This is a genomic window from Breznakibacter xylanolyticus (assembly GCF_003254275.1).
GTDB lineage: Bacteria > Bacteroidota > Bacteroidia > Bacteroidales > Marinilabiliaceae > Breznakibacter > Breznakibacter xylanolyticus.
This window is the reverse complement of the sequence record NZ_QKZK01000015.1, coordinates 58,692-76,794: the sequence shown is the minus strand read 5'-3', so window position 1 is coordinate 76,794 and position 18,103 is coordinate 58,692. Positions and strand designations below refer to the sequence as shown.

The 18,103-nt window shown below is 48.1% G+C and carries 14 protein-coding genes; 1 reads left to right on the top strand and 13 read right to left on the bottom strand.

Going from position 1 to position 18,103, the window contains the following annotated elements; translation table 11 throughout:
* Positions 1-150: 150 nt before the first annotated feature.
* The gene (locus LX69_RS10370; protein ID WP_111445954.1) at positions 151-675 is read right to left on the bottom strand and encodes a DNA-3-methyladenine glycosylase; all 525 of its coding nucleotides are present in this window, start codon (positions 673-675) and stop codon (positions 151-153) included.
* 268 nt (positions 676-943) lie between these two features.
* Here LX69_RS10370 and LX69_RS10365 point away from each other — a divergent pair, with 268 nt between their 5' ends.
* Positions 944-2,005, top strand: a complete 1,062-nt coding sequence (locus LX69_RS10365) for a glycoside hydrolase family 43 protein (RefSeq protein WP_111445980.1) — start codon at positions 944-946, stop codon at positions 2,003-2,005.
* 48 nt (positions 2,006-2,053) lie between these two features.
* On the opposite strand, the gene LX69_RS10360 is transcribed toward LX69_RS10365, so the two are convergent.
* The 12 genes from LX69_RS10360 to rplM all read right to left on the bottom strand — a co-directional run bounded on the left by LX69_RS10360 (position 2,054) and on the right by rplM (position 18,100).
* Positions 2,054-2,977, bottom strand: coding sequence for an alpha/beta hydrolase (locus tag LX69_RS10360; RefSeq protein ID WP_185741712.1), 924 nt, complete (start codon positions 2,975-2,977; stop codon positions 2,054-2,056).
* 78 nt (positions 2,978-3,055) lie between these two features.
* Complete coding sequence (locus LX69_RS10355; protein ID WP_111445953.1) at positions 3,056-5,518, bottom strand: glycoside hydrolase family 95 protein; 2,463 nt, start codon at positions 5,516-5,518, stop codon at positions 3,056-3,058.
* Between the two features lie 207 nt (positions 5,519-5,725).
* A complete protein-coding gene (locus LX69_RS10350; protein ID WP_111445952.1) occupies positions 5,726-6,508 on the bottom strand; it encodes a formate/nitrite transporter family protein in 783 nt (260 codons plus the stop codon).
* A gap of 40 nt (positions 6,509-6,548) precedes the next feature.
* Entirely contained in the window at positions 6,549-7,274 is a 726-nt protein-coding gene (pflA, locus tag LX69_RS10345; protein ID WP_111445951.1) for a pyruvate formate-lyase-activating protein, read from the bottom strand.
* A 203-nt stretch (positions 7,275-7,477) separates the two neighbouring features.
* Positions 7,478-9,697 carry a formate C-acetyltransferase gene (gene pflB / locus LX69_RS10340; RefSeq protein ID WP_111445950.1) on the bottom strand — a complete coding sequence of 740 codons (2,220 nt, stop codon included), beginning with the start codon at positions 9,695-9,697 and terminating at the stop codon, positions 7,478-7,480.
* A gap of 467 nt (positions 9,698-10,164) precedes the next feature.
* Positions 10,165-11,946 (bottom strand): S41 family peptidase, encoded by a 1,782-nt coding sequence (locus tag LX69_RS10335; protein ID WP_245934995.1) that lies wholly within the window; start codon positions 11,944-11,946, stop codon positions 10,165-10,167.
* 98 nt (positions 11,947-12,044) lie between these two features.
* The gene (locus LX69_RS10330; protein WP_111445949.1) at positions 12,045-14,546 is read right to left on the bottom strand and encodes a YfhO family protein; all 2,502 of its coding nucleotides are present in this window, start codon (positions 14,544-14,546) and stop codon (positions 12,045-12,047) included.
* Positions 14,547-14,629: 83 nt separating this feature from the next.
* Positions 14,630-15,337 (bottom strand): UMP kinase, encoded by a 708-nt coding sequence (gene pyrH, locus LX69_RS10325; protein WP_221621337.1) that lies wholly within the window; start codon positions 15,335-15,337, stop codon positions 14,630-14,632.
* A gap of 118 nt (positions 15,338-15,455) precedes the next feature.
* Positions 15,456-16,280, bottom strand: coding sequence for a translation elongation factor Ts (gene tsf / locus LX69_RS10320; protein ID WP_111445948.1), 825 nt, complete (start codon positions 16,278-16,280; stop codon positions 15,456-15,458).
* A 30-nt stretch (positions 16,281-16,310) separates the two neighbouring features.
* Positions 16,311-17,150, bottom strand: coding sequence for a 30S ribosomal protein S2 (gene rpsB, locus LX69_RS10315; protein WP_111445947.1), 840 nt, complete (start codon positions 17,148-17,150; stop codon positions 16,311-16,313).
* A gap of 102 nt (positions 17,151-17,252) precedes the next feature.
* Positions 17,253-17,639: a 30S ribosomal protein S9 gene (gene rpsI / locus LX69_RS10310; RefSeq protein WP_111445946.1), complete on the bottom strand. Its 387-nt coding sequence runs from the start codon at positions 17,637-17,639 to the stop codon at positions 17,253-17,255.
* A gap of 5 nt (positions 17,640-17,644) precedes the next feature.
* Positions 17,645-18,100, bottom strand: a complete 456-nt coding sequence (rplM, locus tag LX69_RS10305) for a 50S ribosomal protein L13 (RefSeq protein WP_111445945.1) — start codon at positions 18,098-18,100, stop codon at positions 17,645-17,647.
* Between the last annotated feature and the right edge of the window lie 3 nt (positions 18,101-18,103).

Here is an 18,103-nt window from a genome sequence, read left to right as displayed (position 1 = left end):
GGCGCGAAGGCGCTGAGTTATTTTGTTACGCCATGAGTTTAAATAACAAAGCAGATAACGCAAACGAGTCATATCGTCGATAAAAAAACAGAGAGTCGCGGCGATAAAAAGATGACGCCTCAACATGGAACATCCACATCAGGAAAAAACTCATCCACCCCCCTTCCACACATACCGCCAATGGATGCTGCCCCAGTGCTGTCCTGCATAGTCGATGCCGATGCGGGGTGAGGTGATGTAAGGCTGGGGCGGCAAATGCGGGTCGAGTTCGACCCACAGGCGTTGCGAGGTGAGTAACGACTCGCCATAAAAACTCTTATCGAGAAGCAGTGCCCTGCCCAGTCGGCCGGGGCCCGACACCTCGCGGCAGCTACGAATGAGGATGGCCTGCGGATGGTCGGCCGGACCGGTGACAATATTGAGCAGCCAATACATGCCATAAATGAGGTAAACATACACGAGACCGCCCCGGTGGTACATCACCTCGGTACGGGGCGTGCGCCCCTTGGCAGCATGGCAGCCCAAATCCTCTTCGCCACGGTACACCTCCACCTCCGAAATGGTGAAACGAGCCAGCGAGCCATCGGGAAAACAGCGCACCAGGGTTTGCCCCAGCAAGCGTGGCGCCACCTCCAGGGCATCGAGGGCGAAGAAATCGGCATCAGCACGACTCATGAAAAAATTATTGGTTGACAAATCCATCGGCATCACTTACATTAACCCGGAAACAAGCATTCGGGCGTGGGTCAAAATTATCAGTTTATTGCCAAACCACATGCTGCGGCACATACAAAACATCCCCATCTGTCCACTCCAAATATCAAACATGAGGCATAAAAATGTGTTGAAAAGGGTATTTTTGAAAAAGGCCAGAAGATGTCATAATCGACAACACTGCGACCTTCGCATCCACAATAATCAGGAACCAAAAAATAGTAAACGCATGAAAACACAGCATCTGATCATCCGCATCACCACGGTTTGCCTCCTGCTGGCAGGCCTGTCGACCCAGGCTCAAAAACTGAAAAAGAATCAGTACCCCACCCCGCTCATCGAGCAACGTGCCGACCCCTTTGTGACCCGTGCCGCCGATGGCACCTACTACTTTATTGCCACCGTGCCCGAGTACGACCGCATCGAAATTCGCAAAGCCCCAAGCATCGCCGCCCTGGCACAAGCGCCGGCCGTGGTGGTGTGGCGCAAACATGCCAGCGGCCCCATGGGCAACCACATTTGGGCGCCCGAGATGCACCGCATTGACGGCAAATGGTACATCTACTTTGCCGCCGGCTCGGCCAAAGACAAATGGGCCATTCGCATGTATGCCCTCTCCAATAGTTCGGAAGATCCCACCACCGGCCAATGGGTGGAAGAAGGTCAGGTGAAAAGCCACCGCGATGAGTTCGCCCTCGATGCCACCACCTTTGAGGTGAACGGCCAGCGTTACATGATTTGGGCCGACCGCGCCTCGAGCACAGTGGTGAACACCGGCCTTTACATCGCTCACATGACCAGCCCCACCACGCTGGGCGACAAACAAGTGGTCATCACCCAGCCCGAGTACGACTGGGAAATTAAAAAATACCGAGTGAACGAAGGGCCGGCCGTGCTTGTGCGCAATGGCAAGGTGTTTCTCACCTTTTCGGCCAGTGCCACCGATGCCAACTACTGCATGGGCATGATGTGGGCCAATGCCGATGCCGACCTGCTCGACCCCGCCGCGTGGCACAAGCTCGACAAACCGGTGTTTTACACCAATGAATCACTCAAGCGTTTTGGCCCCGGGCACAACAGCTTTACGGTGGCCGAGGATGGCAAAACCGATGTAATGATTTACCACGCCCGCGACTACAAGGACATTACCGGCGATTCGCTGTACGATCCCAACCGTCACACCCGCGCCCGCGTGGTGAAGTGGAATGCCGATGGCACGCCCGACTTTGGCCAGGAGCTCAACGATCAGGAGATGGCGCTGAAAAAAGCCCCAAAGAAAAAGAAAAAATAAACCGCCCATAAAATCAAAGCCGCCCGGAGACACACTCGGGCGGCTTTTTTATTTCACGGGGGTGAGCCACCCCATTTCGCGCATCCAGGCTTCGCACAATTGCGGCCACAAGTTGGTGGTTGGGGGATTATTGCGCAGGGCGATGCTGTGCCCTCCGGCAGGAAACAGATGCAGTGAAGCCTGCACGCTGTTGGCCACCAGAGCTTGATAATAAATCAGGCTGTTACTCACGGGCACCGTCGCATCGTCTTGGGCATGCACCACAAAGGCCGGCGGGGTAGATGGCGTGACATGCTTCTCGCACGAAAACCGGCTCACCAGCTCGGCGGTTGGCGACGCTCCCAGCAATGCCTTTCGGCTGCCGGCGTGCGCCAGTTCGCCCATGGTGATGACGGGCGACACCAATATTTGAAAGTCGGGCAGAAACAATTGCCGGGCAATGGTGTCGCTCACCGAAGTCACATTTTCGGTCCAGGTGCTGAGCGACGCGGCCAGATGTCCGCCCGCCGAGCATCCCATCACCCCCACCCTTTGGGGATGAATGCCCCAGGCCTCGGCATGAGACCGAATGAGCTGCATGGCACGTTGGGCATCCTGCAAGGGAGCCAAATGGGGCTGCATCAAATCGGGCGACGCGGGCATGCGGTACATCAGCACAAAGGCATTTACCCCAAAGGTGTTGAACCATTTGGCCAGCTGAAACCCGGCAATCTGGTAAGTCAGCTTTTGGTAGCCGCCCGGCGGGCAGATGAGCACCGCGGCACCGGTATTCTCTTCGTGCGACGTGAAAAATGGATAGATGCCGGGCACATCCACCTGCGTGACCCGCTCGCGCGCCTCGATGCGATCGAGGCGCATGCCCTTGGAATTAGGCATCTCACCACGGCCCCACAAGGGTATCAACGCTTGGGATTGGGCAAATTGAGCAGTCGTCAGCATCAGCAAAAAAAGGAGTTGCAACAGCAGTTTCATGGACAGATATTTTTTAGGTAAAAACGGACAGAACTCACATCAAGGGGCGAAAGCGAAATAAGCACACAAAGCTCCATTTCATTTAAACGAATAACTTTTACCGGGCATGGTCACAAAGTCGAACAGCAAGGTTTGTGGCAGCGTCACCCCCACAAGGTTCACTTGGTCATTCATTAAAGGGGGCTTGATTACCGAAGCAGCCATCAACGGATTGGGGCATGGACTGTCATCGGCCGCCGGAGTGAGCACGACCTGTCCCGAGAGCGCATTAGGCAGACGCAAACGACACATCCCGCCAATGCCCGAATGCACGGTCAAAGCCGTCACACGGCCGTTTGCCCAGGACATGTCGATGGTAAAGGCCCCGCGAGCGCGCAGCCCTTTCACCGCACCGGTATTCCAAGCATCGGGCAAAGCCGGCAGCAGGTGAATGGCCCCATCGTGGCTCTGAATCAGCATCTCGGCAATGCCGGATGTACACCCAAAGTTGCCGTCAATCTGAAAAGGAGGATGAGCATCAAAAAGATTGGGATAGGTTCCGCCCTTTTCTCCCTTCATCTCGAGGGGAGCCGGTGCTATTTGATCGCACAGCAACTTGAAAGCGTGATTGCCATCGAGCAGACGAGCCCACAAGTTCACTTTCCACCCCATGGACCATCCGGTAGAGACGTCGCCACGATAAATTAAGGAGTTACGCGCAGCCGCGAACAACTCGGGCTGCATGCGGGGCGACACCTGATTGCCGGGATAAAGGCCATAAAGGTGCGACACGTGCCGATGATGGTCGCCCATGCGATCCCAATCGCTCAACCACTCCTGCAACTGGCCGTGCTGACCAATCTGCATGGGCGGCAAGGCTTGACGCATCACCCGGAGAGAGTCGGCAAACGAGGGGTCGATGCCCAACAACTCGGATGCAACAATGGCGTTTGAAAACACATCGAATACCAACTGATTGTCCATGGTGGTGCCGGCCGTGAGCGACACCCCTTTGCGATGGGCGTTCTCGGGCGACATGGATGGCGACACCACCAGCCACCCATTCTTAGGCTCGCGCTGCAACACATCGGCGTAGAATTGCGCACATCCTTTTAAAATGGGATAAACGCCCTTAAGAAAAGAGACATTGCCACTATATAAATAATGCTGCCACATGTGCTGAGTGAGCCAGGCACCGCCCATGGGCCAAAGGCCATAAAAGGGTCCGTCGATGGGGCCGGTGAAACGCCAGATATCAGTATTGTGGTGCATGACCCATCCGCGAGCGCCGTACATTTCACGGGCAGCATCGGCACCGGTTTGGGCGAGGTCGTGCAGCATGGCAAACAAGGGCTCATGCAATTCGGACAGGTTGGTGACTTCGGCCGGCCAATAGTTCATCTCGGTATTGATGTTCACGGTGTATTTGCTATCCCACGACGGCTCCAGCAAATCGTTCCAGATGCCTTGCAAATTAGCCGGCTGGGTGCCGGGGCGCGAAGACGAAATGAGCAGATATCGTCCAAACTGAAAATACAAAGCCGCCATTTGCGGGTCATTGCCTTTGGCAAAATCAATCACCCGTTGGTCGGTGGGCTTCTTCACTGCATCGGTCACGCCCAGTTCAAGCTGCACCCGATCGAAAAGGGTTCGATAATCACGTTCGTGATCGCCTTGCAATTGCGGGTACGATTTGGCTTTGGCTTTATCTATGATATTGGCAGCCATCAAAGCAGCATCCCCACTGATGTCGCGATAATTTTTAAAATTAGTCCCAATGGACACCAACAGGGTCACCGAATTTGCTCCCGTGATGGTAATCGTAGAGTCGTTGCAGAGCAAATCACCCCCTTGCACAAGCGGCAACACCTGAGCACTGAAAGCCACGCGTCCTTTTTTGTTTTCAAAATCGCTGCCCGTGCCTGAAAGCATCAATTGACCACCGTCAACCACAACCCGCTTGGACTGATGGGGTGAACTCATCGACAACGTGCACGAAATGTGTTTCTTTTGGCTGGCAGTGAGCCTGACCACCATCACCTGGTCGATGGCCGAGGCAAAATATTCGCGCTGAAAAGTGACCTCCCCAACCTGGTAAGTGACTTTTCCAATGGCCCTGGCAATATCCAGTTCACGATAATAGTTAACGGCCTGTTCATGCCCGGGGAAATCTATCCATAAATCGCCAACAGTTTGGTATGGCATGCCATAGTTGTTATCCCCTCCTACCCGACGCGGGAAACGGGTCAATGCCAAATCCTGAGCTTCATCTTCCCTTCCTGCAAAAATCAGCTCACGCACCTGAGGCAAAACCTGATTAAAACCCTTAGGCAAATTATTGCCAGGCTCGCCAGCCCAAACGGTCTCTTCGTTCATCTGCAACTGCTCGCAAGCCGGGTTGCCGAAAAACATACCACCCAAGCGGCCATTGCCAATGGGCAGTGCCTCCACCCAACGGGAAGCAGGTTGAGTGTACCATACTTTCAATAAATCATGATTCGCTGATTGAGACAACAGAACTGCGCACAACAGCCACGACAGAAAGGTGAGAGATTGTTTCATAATATTGATTGAAGCGGATGAGTTAAATAATTACATCAATCAAAAATAAGGTGAGAAGACAGACCACATTGTGACATTCTGACTAAATGATGAGAAAAACTGACCAAAGTATTCATTGCACTCCCAATCAAACAACCGACCATCATGAGAAATAAAAAAGCCGGCTTGCATTCACAAACCGGCCAATACATTCAACACACCACAACCTCAGTCGCGGTCATACACAACCCAATACAACCCACCGGTCAACAACGATCCGCCCACAATATTGCCCAAAGTGGAAGGGATTAGGTTATTCACAATGATGTCCATCCACGACACATTGGCTCCATACATCCAGGCAGTGGGCAGGAAAAACATATTGGCAACGCTGTGTTCATATCCCATGGCCACAAAAGCCATCACGGGAAACCAGATGGCCAAAATTTTTCCGGTGATATCCTTGGCCGCAAAAGCCAGCCACACGGCCAATGCCACCAGCCAGTTGGCTCCAATCCCTTTGACAAACACCTTATAAAAAGGAGCAGAGGTTTTGATGTCGGCAATGTGAAACAACGTCGATTTCCACGGGTCGTTGGCAAAAACATCTGTCAAATAAGCCAACACGAACCCCACGAATAAGGCTCCCACAAAATTACCCAGCCACACCAGTGTCCAGTTTTTAAACATGGCCGTGACCGGCATTTTCCGACCAAACACCGGGGGAATGAAATACGCAGTATTGCCTGTGAATAAATCGGCCCCTGCCACCACACACAAAATGAGCCCGAGGGGAAACACGGCACCGAAAATAAACTTCTGCAAACCGGGATTGGTTTCAGCCAGGCCGGGTAAGCCGCCCCCCACAACCATGCTCAGCAAGCCGCCCAAGGCAATGTAAGCACCTGCCATAAAGGCCAGCACCAGGGTTTTCGAAACATTCGTTTTTGCTTTGTAGCGAGCCGTTTCGTGCACCCGCTCCAATATTTCTTTAGGGGAATAATAACCCATTGGTAAAATCAAGTTGTAAAAAGTGAGTTTATGGAGGTCATCAATTCACAACAACCTCCCTAACGTATTTCGCGAAAATGTCGCGAGCCTCATTGAGCTGTTCGGCGGTATTGGTTGGCACGTCTTCAAGTTGATAATCCCAACCCAAAGCTTCGTACTTGTGAACCCCCAACTTATGATAAGGCTGAATCTCCAGTTTTTGCACATTGTCCATCTTTTCGAGGAATTCTCCCAAATGGTGCATATCCTGCACATCATTGGAATAGCCGGGGACCAACACATACCGTATCCACACCGGCTTGTTCTGCTCTTGCAGATAACGGGCAAATGACAACGTACGACCATTGGCCATCCCGGTAAGCATTTGATGCTTTTCAGGATGAATGTGCTTGATGTCGAGCAATACCAAATCGGTGTACTCGAGCAAAAGCTTCACATCGGCCGTGAGAATGCTGCCATTGGTGTCGATGCACGTATTAAACCCTTCATCCTTGAGCATCTTAAACAAAGGAATCAAATCACGCGCCTGCATCAAGGGTTCGCCGCCCGACACAGTGACACCGCCCCTGGCACCAAAAAACGGGCGCTGATTGCGAGCCATCTGCACAATGCTTTCGGCCGTGTAATGAATCCCCCCCAAACATTCGATGGTATCGGGATTGGCACAATAAAGGCACTTGAAATTGCATCCCTGCAAAAAAATCACCAACCGAATACCGGGGCCGTCAAAGGTGCCCAGCGATTCCACCGAATGGACTCTTAACATGCGACAATGTTTGAATGAAAACAGTCTGTAAGGTACAAAAGAATACCCCCCAACGCCAAGTGATGCATTTAACCGAAGAAGTTGCCAAGATTTTTATTGAAAAATATCACACAGTCACCCGATGACAACCTCAACAAAAAACCAGGCATCCTCCTTCGTTTAAATATCTATAAGATGGGATAACCCAATAATGACTCGGCGATTTACATCGACTCAAAAAAACTGCGGGCAATCACATCCTGCTGCTGTGCACGGGTCAGGCGAACAAAATTCACCGCGTATCCCGACACGCGAATGGTTAACTGCGGATAATTCTCGGGGTGCTCCATGGCATCTTCGAGCATCTCGCGATTGAGCACGTTCACGTTGAGGTGGTGAGCCATCTTTGAGAAATAACCATCCATAATTGCCACCAGGTTTTCCTGACGAACTTCGGCAGTTGGCCCAAGGGTCTTGGGAACAATGGAGAAGGTATTGGAAATACCATCGAGCGAATCGGTATAGTCAATCTTCGACACCGAATTCAACGACGCAATGGCTCCACTCTTGTCGCGACCATGCATGGGGTTGGCACCGGGTGCAAAAGGGACGCCTTGCGCGCGACCATCGGGTGTGGCACCGGTTTTCTTGCCATAAACCACATTGGAGGTAATGGTGAGGATAGACAGCGTTGGTTCGGCATTTTTATAGGTTTTCATCTCTTTGAGGATGCCATTGAGATAGGCAGGGATTTCTTTGGCGAAAATGTCAACCCGGTCATCGTCATTGCCATAGCAGGGATACTCACCGTTGATGAGGAATTCGGACGAAAGACCTTGATCGTTGCGCACCACAGTCACGTTAGCATGCTTGATGGCCGAGAAGGAGTCGGCCACAATGCTTAAACCGGCAGCACCGTAAGCCAGATTGATTCGAGGGTTGGTATCCACCAAAGCCATTTGCGATTTCTCGTAGTAATACTTGTCGTGCATGTAGTGGATGATATTCATCGACTCGTTATACACACGAGCCACCTCTTTCACTGCAAGTTTGAAATTGGCCATCACTTCATCAAAATCGAGCACATCGGACTTTAAGGGGGGGATGTTTTTCAACACCTGCTTTCCACTCAATTCATCACGACCGGCATTGATGGCCAGCAACAACGTTTTAGCAAGGTTGCAGCGTGCACCAAAAAACTGGATATGCTTGCCAATTTCCTGAAACGATACACAGCAGGCAATGCCATAATCGTCGCTATTGCGGGTGCACTGCATCAGGTCGTCGTTCTCGTACTGAATGGACGAAGTATCGATAGATACCTGAGCACAGAATTTTTTAAATCCTTCGGGCAGTTTCTGCGACCAAAGCACAGTCATGTTAGGCTCAGGAGAAGGCCCAAGGTTATATAACGTTTGCAGGAAACGGAACGAAGTTTTGGTCACTTTGTGACGGCCATCCATGAGGGTTCCACCAATGGCTTCGGTCACCCAAGTGGGGTCGCCGGCAAAAATCTCGTTGTAAGCATCCATGCGCAGATGGCGAACGAGGCGAAGCTTCATCACAAACTGATCAATAAACTCCTGAGCCAGCTCTTCTGTGATTCGCCCTTCGGCCATATCGCGCTCAATATAAATATCGAGGAACGACGACACGTTACCCAGCGACATGGCAGCACCATCCTGCTCCTTCACCGCAGCCAAATAGGCCAGGTAGACCCACTGCACGGCTTCCTGCGCAGTTTCGGCCGGGCGCGACAAGTCGCATCCGTATATTTCACCCAATTGGCGAATGTGCGACAATGCCTTGATTTGCTCAGCCACTTCCTCACGCAAACGAATGCGTTCGTCAGTCATGGGGCCATTCAATCCGGCAAGGTCTTTCTTTTTGGCTTCAATCAGTTTGTCGGTACCATAAAGCGCCATGCGACGATAGTCGCCAATGATTCGCCCGCGAGCATAATTATCGGGCAAACCGGTAAGAATCCCCAAAGAGCGGAACAAACGAATCTCAGGTGTATAGACATCAAACACACCATCATTGTGTGTTTTGGCATAATTGGTAAAAATGTCTTTCACCCGGTCGCTCACCTTCATCCCGTTTTCTTCGCAAGCTTTTTCTACCACGGCAATGCCACCATAAGGCTTCATGGCACGACGCAGCAATACGTCAGTCTGAAGACCCACAATCATTTCAAGGTCTTTATTAATGAACCCGGCCTGATGAGAAGTCACCGTGGAGATGGTTTCATTATCAATGGAACGAACGCCATTACGCTCCCGCTCTTCGGCAATCGCATCAAGGCAAATCTGCCATAGTTGCTTGGTTCGCTCAGTAGGTCCGCACAAAAAGCTGCTATCCCCGTCGTATGGCGTAATGTTTTGCGCCACAAAATCCCTTACATCAATGGCTTCCTGCCACTTCCCCGCTTTGAACTGATTCATGTGATTCAAGGTTTGTATCGATCAAACAAATGATTTAAAATGTCATCTTCATATAACAATTGAAAACCCAAAAATGTTATCTAAAGATTCCACTGCAAAAATACTATTGTAATCCATAGATTACAATAGCCATTAATGGGGATTGTGTTTTTTTAACAAGCACCTCATTTATTGGACATAGGAAGCCCCCGTATGAAAAACTGGGAAAAGCGATCAAAATCACCTTCACCCCCTAATATTTAGAGAAATATTTCGCTATTTGGATGAGTTTTCTAATACAAACCCCTCATTTTTGACTTAGCAATCAGAAAAACAAAAGATGTCAAAACATGCCGTAAAACATCTTTTTGACGTTTTTTATAAAATGACACAACCACATTGCAACGGCACACACCCTAAAACATGAAAAAAGAAACCCCCAAAGAAGCAATGTTCAATGGGGGCATTATTCTTATGTCTCACATATTTTAATTCAAATCCACAGATTTAACACGCTTATCGCCTGCATGACTGGGTATCAAACCCGAGAGAAGCCCTTTATACTCGCCTTGAGGATTGGCAAATAACTTTTTAGCGGCATCCAACTCCTTGTCGTTTCGCAATGAATAGATGTGAAAACCACGTTGATAATAGTAACGCTTCACGATCTCCATCCCTAACAACTCGCGAATATCACTCTTGAACAATTCCATATCCTTTTTCACATCCAGGGCAATCACCTTTTCGAGATGCTCAAATTCCTGTTTTGCGGAATTGTAATAATCTTCGCGCGTAGCTGTCTCTTTTAATTTTTTAAAGAGATCCTGAGTCTTTGACTCATAAGTGAAATCCATTTTTGAAGCTACAAATTCTTTAAACGCGTCATACACCTGATCAGTCACCTCAAAACGATCAGCACTTTCAATTTTTGGGTTTTTCAATACAAACTCAGTCGCAAAATCAAAAAACACTTGTTGCAGAACCAATGCAATGGTCAAATTGCTGGTCTGAATCTGCTCTATGGTGACATCGGGAGAAACACCACCCCCATCAAACACCTTGCGACCATTTAAAGTTTTGAATTCTTTAATGAGCGAATCGGGCACCAGGCCGACACTCCCATCTTCGTTGCGTTGCGAATAATCGATGGCTTGAATACAACGCCCGCTAGGAATGTAATATTTGGCAGTGGTAACCTTCAATTGCGTGTTGTACGAAAGTGGACGAGTGGTCTGAACCAACCCTTTTCCAAAACTTCGCTGACCGATAATCACGGCACGATCCAAATCCTGTAATGCCCCGGCAACAATCTCAGAAGCAGATGCCGAGCCTCGGCTAATCAACACTGCCAGCGGCATCACCGTATCAATGGGCTGCGCAATGGCTTTATAACTTTTGTCCCACTGCTTAACCTTACCACGAGTTGCCACAATGTCACTACCCTTTGGCACAAAGAAATTCACCATTTTGATGGCCTCATCCAACAATCCGCCTGGATTTCCCCGCAAATCAATAATGACTTGCTTGGCATGCTGGTTGTCACGTAAATCAAGAAAAGCTTGTTTCACTTCATCGGCACAATTCTGAGTAAAGCTACTCAGCACAATTAACCCTGTTTCATTGTTCACCATCCCGTAATAAGGCACGGGGTTAATCTGAATTTTTTGCCGAGTGATGTCGAACACCAGATGCTTCTTTTCTCCGGGGCGTTCAATTTTAACTTTAACCGTCGTCGAAGCCGGTCCTTTAAGTTTTTCACTCACATCCGACGTATTTTTTTCGACCATTGAATGACCATCAATCTCCAGAATGCGGTCTCCGGCACGTAAACCATTCTTCTGAGCAGGAAACCCTTCATAAGGCTCGCTAATCACAACATATTGCCCGTTTTTACTTATCAATGCCCCAATTCCACCATATTCGCCGGTGGTCATGGTCTTGAAATCATCCATATCCGACTCGGGAATATACTGAGTGTAAGGATCCAAAGACTCCAACATGTTATCAATCCCGGTTTTAATCAACTGCTCGGGATTGGTTTCATCGACATAATAGCTATTGAGCTCACGAAAAAGCGTGTAAAAAATATCGAGATTTTTGGCGATGGTAAAGTTCCGTTCATCGTTATTGAACGCCACCAAACCGGCCGAAAGCAACAGCAACAATGAAATCATGCCAATCCATCCGGCACGGCGAAACCTGCTTCGAATATGCAACTTGGTATTATTATTGACTCCTGTCGATTCTGATGTATGATTTTGGGATGACATAACCTTTTCCTCCTTCAATTTAAATTCATCAATACAATTAATTTGTGTTTCTCATTCATACCTCTAAAGAGGCAAAAAGTTGCAAGTAAACACAATCATCAACTCACCTTTTTCTTTTTCATTTCCGAATACACCCAGAGACCGATTAGCGCCAAAATCAATACAGATCCCAAGGCACTCACCATCTTCCCTACTTTATATGATGATGGCTCAAAACGGAACTCAATGGTATTTTCACCCGCCGGCACCATTAAAGCCCTCAATACATAGTTGGCCTGAAGGTGAGGCACAGCTTCACCGTTGATATAGGCATTCCAACCCTTTGAATAATAGATTTCGCTAAACACGGCCAACTGCTTTTGAGTCGATGAACTCTTATACACCAATCGATTGGGAGCATAATCAGTCAACACAATGGTTCCCGATACCGAATCGACAACGCAACCGTCAACCAGCGAAGCAAACTTTTTCGCCACAACAGCCACATCCGAGAGTTGCACCTCTCCCAACGCGGCAATTTCCTCATCAGCATTATTCGCAACCATTACGTCGGACACAAACCAGGCATTGCCCATGGCAGACGTATTGACAATGGGAGCAGCCTCGGGATGATAAGCCAAATAACGTGTATTGAGCATATTGACCACTTGCATCGTCGACAACAAGGAATCGACATTACCGGTATAACCTTTTTGAAGCGCTTGTGTCAACTGCTGCCAATTGGCACTGATATAACGGTCAATCAAATCCTGATATCGACGCAGTTTCGCACCATGGTACCCGCCAACAGACTTATGAAAATAGGATGTATAGGCATCGTTAAATGGATTGCGATAAAGCGTTAACACACGGTAATTGGGATCCTCATCAGCCAATATCTGCTTGTCGCAAGCAGTGGCCACAAAAGCTTGGGCTTCACGTGGTGACTTAAAATGATCGGCATTGAGATAACGCTTGTCAATGCTCCACATATCAATCAACACCAAAATGGCCAATCCCGCTGTCATATATGTCACCGACAACTTATGAGTTACAAAGAACCAAATAGAAGCCGAAGCCAACATGATAAAGAAAAACGAACGCAAGGCATCGGCCTTCAACAAATCGATGCGAGCCAACTTGAGGTTATCGACCAACTGATCGAACATGGCTGCATATTGCGGATTTTGCTGAACCATTTGTTGCTTTTGATCCAAAATGGCTTTCAACTCATCAGCACTGATAAAATCGAAAAACATACCCGGAAAGAGATAAAACAAGATGCTTACCCCTGCAGTCAGCACCAAAGAGACCAAAAACCACTTTCCATTTTGGCTTACCAGTTCGGGGCGCTTAATGATTTCCTGCAAGCCCAAAAATGCCAACACAGGCATCGTGAGACCTGCTATCACCAACGCCATTTCAACGGTACGGAACTTGTTATAAAGCGGGAAATAATCGAACATCAAATCGTTGAACAACGGAAAATTCTTTCCCCAAGCCAAAAACAGCGACAGCACCGTCGCTGCAATGAGCCACCACTTCTCGGATCCCTTATAAACAAAGGCACCCAACAGAAACAAGAAACAGATGATGGCGCCCACATACACCGGCCCCGAAGTAAACGGACGACCGCCCCAATACTGACTTTGCTGAGCCACCATACTACGGAACTGCGCATCTACATTATCGAGCAATTCGGGATTGTTACCAATGGCTTCGGAGGCACCCCCAACCACGTTGGGCACCATCAGGGTAAAGGTCTCTTTCACGCCATAACTCCATGCCATGGCATAATCCTTATCCAGCCCAGTACCGACTTTTTGTCCATCAGCAGCAGATAATTCCGATGCTCCCCGAATGCTATACTTACCATACTCATAAGTGGTCCACAACGAGGTGAGATTAGGCAGAACAGCCAACATGGCTGCCACCGAGAGAATACCGGTGGTTTTCCAAAACATGGTTAATGTTTTCTCCTTATAAGCATCCACCAAACGCACCACTACGATGACCAAAACAAGCAGTGCTAAATAATAGGTGATTTGCGGATGGTTGTAACCGATTTCCATCCCCAGGGTAATGGACAACATCAAGCCACCAAGCCACTTATTTTTATTATAAGCCAACAACACAGCTGCAACCACGGGCGCCATCAAAGCGATGGCATAAGCCTTGGTGATGTGTCCTGCGATGATTATTATTAAGTTATACGACCCAAATGCAAAAGCAATGGCTCCTATCAGGCTCAGCCACTTATCGACCTTCAGGCTCAACAACAACACATAAAAGCCAAGCAAATACAGAAACACGATGGCCATGGTCTGAAACGGCAAACCCAATCGCGTGGCCTTATTGAGATAACCAAACAGACTGGCCGACGAATCGCCCTTGATTTGATAAGCCGGCATGCCGCCAAACATCGAATTGGTCCACATAGAGTGTTCCCCAGTGGCAGCATGATGATCGACCAGTTCCTTTGCCATTCCCTTGGCATGAATGTCGTCCATTTGCGGCAATTTTTTGCCCTCTAAAACCGGACTGAAATAAGTGACGCTTAACGCCACAAAAATAACGATAGCCAGCAAGTAAGGCCAGCACTTCTTAAAGAGTTGAGCCATGTATGGTTTTTTTAATAACGCCCGTGAATTTAACAAATATTACCGAGCCATGCATCGGGTCATCCCGAATATCATCATAACAATCAATTATGCACCAAAGTTCCTATCTTCTCGCCCTTGACAACCTTGATCAAATTACCGGGAGTATCCATGTCAAACACAATAATGGGTAAGTTGTTCTCTTTGCACATGGTGGTTGCAGTCAAATCCATCACTTTCAAACCACGATGATAAACCTCATCGTAAGTGATGGTATCAAATTTTACCGCCGAAGGATCCTTCTCCGGATCGGCCGTATAAATCCCATCCACACGAGTCCCTTTCAGCATCACGTCGGCCTCAATCTCAATGCCACGTAGCGACGAACCCGTGTCTGTAGTAAAATAGGGATTGCCTGTGCCTGCGGCCAATATCACCACTTCGCCTCGTTCAAGTGCCTCAATGGCCTTTGGCTTGGAGTAAAACTCACCAACCGGCTCCATGCGAATGGCCGTCAGCACCCGCGCCTTCACATCCAAGTCCTCTAACGCCGAACTTAATGCCAACGCATTAATAACAGTGGCCAACATACCCATTTGATCGCCCTTGTAGCGATCGACCCCTTTTGACATTCCACTCAGACCACGAAAAATATTACCACCACCAATGACGATGCCGACCTGCACGCCTAATTTTACAATGTCGCGAATCTGCGTCGCATATTCATTTAACCGACCGGTATCAATACCGTGACCTTGTGCGCCCATAAGGGATTCGCCACTTAACTTTAAAAGGATGCGTTTATAAGTCATGATTTTTCTAGTAAAAGTCAATTTTTCAAAACGGCTTCAATGTTAATAAAAACAATGCTACCATAAAACACAAAAAAAGGGGCAAAAGCCCCTTTTTTATAATGATGGTTCAAAACCATTAATTGTTCAGCGAAAAACGCTTGAAAGAAGTTACAACCAAACCTTTGCTTACCCCATCAAGGTATTGCTGAATGGTTTTTTTGTTGTCCTTTACAAACTCTTGCATCATCAAAGTGCTTTCTTTGAAGAATTTGTTCACACGACCTTCGGCGATTTTATCGAGCATGTTCTCAGGCTTGCCTTCGTTGCGAGCCAGTTCACGAGCAATTTCGCGCTCTTTCTCTACAATTTCAGCAGGTACAGAAGATGAATCAACTGCAACAGGAGCCATTGCAGCTACCTGCATGGCAACGTCTTTACCAACTTGTACCTCAATGCCAGCTTGGTTAAATGCAACCAAAGTCGCCAATTTATTACCAGCATGAATGTAAGCAGTTACCGTTTCACCTTCGATGGTTTCAAAAGCGTTGATCTCCAACTTCTCACCGATAACACCAACTTGTGCAGTAATCACTTCCTGAACTGTGGAATCTTGCAAAGGTAAAGCCAACAATGCTTCTTTAGTCGCAGGCTTGTTAGCCAAAGCAACATCAACAATCGAATTAGTCAGAGCAACAAAACTTTCGTTTTTAGCAACAAAGTCAGTTTCGCAGCAAAGTGCAACTAACACCCCAAATTTGCCATCGTTGGTCTTAGCCAACACGCAACCTTCAGTTGTTTCGCGATCAGCACGTTTGTTGGCCACGGCCTGTCCGCTCTTGCGGATAAATTCAATGGCTTTATCGAAATCACCATCGGTTTCGGTAAGGGCCTTTTTACAGTCCATCATACCGGCGCCGGTCATTTGGCGCAATTTATTTACATCAGCAGCTGTAATAGCCATGATTTATATTTTTAAAAAAAATTCAACAAATTATTCAGCGTCATCAGCATCTACTTCATCGGCGTCGATTTCCTCTTCGTCAATGTCAGCAGCTTCGTCTTCAAACTCTTCAGTTTTCTTTGCTTTAACGCGCTTTCCACCTTCGTTTTTACCTTTTTCAGGCTCGTTGTCTTTTTCAAGCTTACGCTCTTCCAAACCTTCTTTGATGGCAGCAGTCATAATACCGGTAATCAACTCGATAGATTTGGTCGCATCATCGTTAGCAGGGATGATGAAATCAACGTTAGAAGGATCTGAGTTGGTATCAACCACACCAAACACAGGAATACCCAAACGGTTCGCTTCACGAACAGCAATGTGCTCTTTCATCACATCAATCACAAACATGGCAGCAGGAAGACGAGTCAAGTCAGCGATGCTTCCCAAAGTTTTTTCCAGTTTTGCGCGTTGACGAGAGATTTGCAAACGCTCGCGTTTTGACAAGTTGCTCCAAGAAGAAGGATCTTGCATCAACTTATCGATGGTACTCATTTTTTTCACAGCCTTACGGATGGTAGGGAAGTTGGTCAACATACCTCCCGGCCAGCGCTCACAAACGTATGGCATGTTTACGGCACCTACTTTTTCAGCCAAAATTTCTTTAGCTTGTTTTTTGGTGGCAACAAATAATATTTTCCGGCCCGATTTAGCGATTTGTTTCAAGGCGTTGGCAGCCTCGTCAATTTTGACAGCGGTTTTGTGCAAGTCGAGGATATGAATCCCGTTACGCTCCATGAAGATATAAGGAGCCATGGCAGGATTCCATTTTCTTTTAAGGTGACCGAAGTGAACTCCGGCATCCAATAATTCCTGAAAATTAGTTCTAGGCATTTTGTTTTTTTTAGTCGTTTACATTCTTTGACGTTAACAACCGGCCAGTAGTCTGCCTTGCAGAGTCTTTCCGGTTTAGATACTAAACGTACCCGAAAAATATTAACGTTTACTGAACTGGAATCTCTTACGAGCTTTGGGACGTCCCGGTTTTTTACGTTCAACCACACGTGAATCGCGAGTCATGAAACCTTCGGCACGCAGAGCTTTCTTGTCTTCGCCGTTGATTTTCACCAGGGCACGGGCAATTGCCAAACGCAATGCTTCAGCCTGACCTTTGATACCACCACCATTCAGGTTTACTTTGATGTCGTATTTTTCAACACAACCTAAAGTCGACAATGGCTGTTTCACAATGTATTGAAGCGTAGCAGCCGGAAAGTAATTTGACAACTCACGGTCGTTAATGGTGATTTGTCCCTTGCCTTCTTTGAGATACACGCGAGCGATAGCCGCTTTTCTACGTCCAATGGCGTTTACTACTTCCATAATGCTTATTTAATTGAATTTAAGTCAATAACCTTGGGCTGCTGAGCCTGGTTTTTGTGCTCGGCACCTACATACACGTGCAGGTTGCGATACAATTGGGCACCCAACTTGGTTTTGGGCAACATCCCTTTCACGGTTTTTTCAACCAGTTTTTCGGGACTTTTTGCAAATAATTCTGCGGGAGAAACTTCTGTTTGACCACCGGGATAACCGCTGTGGAAGAAGAATACCCTGTCGTTCCATTTGTTTCCTGTCAAACGGACTTTGTCGGCGTTGATAATGATCACATTATCGCCACAATCTACGTGAGGAGTGTAGTTTGGCTTGTATTTACCACGCAAAAGTTTGGCAACTTTTGAACCCAATCGGCCTAACACCTGATCGGTGGCATCTACAATAACCCACTCTTTCTGAACAGTAGCTTTGTTTGCCGAGATCGTTTTGTAACTTAACGTATCCACTGT